The sequence below is a fragment of the Paraburkholderia sp. GAS448 genome (assembly GCF_050435685.1).
Lineage (GTDB): Bacteria > Pseudomonadota > Gammaproteobacteria > Burkholderiales > Burkholderiaceae > Paraburkholderia.
On sequence record NZ_JBNDKT010000130.1, the window covers coordinates 1 to 1999 of the forward strand.

Below are 1999 nucleotides of genomic sequence, written 5' to 3' on the forward strand. Positions count from 1 at the left end.
GCACCCGGCACTGGTCTTCGCCAAAGGCCACATCGAGCACCCAGTGAAGGTTATTCTCGATGCGCCAGTGGGCACGCACCGCGCGGGCGATGAGCGCCGCGTCGGGCGGCAGGCTGGAGACGTAGTAGCGGCGCTCCGTGGTGACAGAGTCGCCTATCTCACGCGTGGACTCGACCATCACGATCGAGCGCAGGCCCGGCCACAGATCAGGCTCCTGCTGCCAGCGCGTGAGAATGTCGCTGACCACACACCGGCGCGTCTCGATGCGGCCGTGATCCTTTTCGACCTCGCGATGCTCGCTTGTGTAGTCCGCGTAGGCCTGCGGCACGTGCTCCATGGCGTCGAATGCCTTTTGCACCCGCTCCGGCATGGTGCCCTGATTGCCCTTGCATGCCAGCACATAGTCCGCCCCTGCCTTCACGATGCGTTCGGCGATGTCACGCTGACAACCCATCGCATCGATGGTGACGATCGCGCCCTTGAGCAGCAACGCGTCGAGCAGTTCCGGGATCGCCGTGATCTCGTTGGATTTCCCCGCTGTGCGCACCCGACCCAGTGCCATGCCCAGCCCGCTGCCGTAGGCTGCGACCAGATGAATGGCACGCTCGCCACGTTGACGTGAGCCACGCACGGTCTTGCCGTCGATCGCTACAACCTGTCCGGCCAGTGCCGGACACAGGCCGCTCATCCAGCGGATGAAACACGCTTCGAACTGCTTCGGATTGAGCGCTGCGAACACCCGTCCGAAGGTGTCGTGGGAGGGGATACCCTGTGCGAGTGGCATATGCCGGCGCAGCCAGTCCAGCTTCTCTTCGCCCCACAACTGGATCGACACCCAGCCGTCCGCGCCACACAGGACCGCGCACAATGCCACCATCAGCATTTCCGTCAGATCGTAGGCCGGCGTCCGGCTACGTGGATCACGAAAAGGTTTTGTCGCGATAACGATTGCAAGTTGAGCAACGCCTGATATGACTAGGACTACTTATGCCGCCAACGAATAGAACTGCTCGGCGACAGTTTGTCGGGCGCCGTTGTCTTTCATCTGCCCCTTGGCGATCATGTGAGCCACCTCGATGCCACCGAGTAGGATGCGTGCGCACCGGAAATTCTTGAACCCGAGCATGGGGCGGGTACGCCGCTTGATCGCGCGGTGGTCTTGTTCGATGATATTGTTCAAGTACTTCGTCTGCCGGATCTTGATGGGCGTTTCGCGCTCGGCGTTGATGGTCTTCCAGCGCAGCCAGATTGGCGCCGCTTTTGTCGATCGTCACCGTCTCGGGTTCGCCATTCTGGGCGATTGATTTTTCGAAATACCGCCGCGCGCCGCTGTCTTATCCCGATGGGTCCGCAGCAGGAAGTCGATGGTGTTGCCGGCCTTGTCGACGGCGCGATACAGATATTTCCATTGGCCATTGACCTTACTGACGAGTGCATCAAATAGTGCCCTGTCCATCAGGCGGCGTAGCGAACGTGCTTTTCCTTGAACAGATTGCGAATTACGTGAGGCTCCTTCTGCCGGCGATGCAGATGACGACGAACCGTGCCGATCATTTCCGGCTTGGTGGTTGGTCTGCTTTTGCCGAGCGCATTGGGTCTTGACATCCTGGTTGAGCAGCTCGTCCGGATTCAGTTCGGGGCAGTAGCCGGGCAGGCGGATCAGCCTCAGACGCTTCGCGTTGTCGGCGACGAACTGCCCGACTGCGACGGACCGATGCACCGGATGCCCGTCGACGATCAGGTAGATTTTGCGCGTGGCCTGTTTGAGCATGCGCTTCATGAACTCGATGAATGTCGCATTTTTGAACGTTCCCTCGAAAACCGTGAAGCTCAACTCGCCGCGGTTCGTGATCGCCGAAATCATGTTGCAGCCGAAACGCTGTCCGGTCGCCCGCACCACCGGTGTCTCGCCCTTCAAGGCAAAACTGGTACCGCTCACGTGGTCGCTGCGCAATCCCATTTCGTCGCCCCAATAGATGATTGCCCCTTCCTGCTTCGC

Annotated in this window: 1 protein-coding gene and 1 pseudogene; both read right to left on the reverse strand. The window is 60.4% G+C overall.

Annotation, left to right across the window (positions count from 1 at the left end; genetic code table 11):
* Window positions 1-877: ISAs1 family transposase (locus P3T23_RS47550; RefSeq protein ID WP_429322930.1), on the reverse strand; the 877-nt coding region annotated here is incomplete at its 3' end.
* A gap of 108 nt (window positions 878-985) precedes the next feature.
* A pseudogene (locus P3T23_RS47555) lies at window positions 986-1960 on the reverse strand (transposase).
* Window positions 1961-1999: the final 39 nt, after the last annotated feature.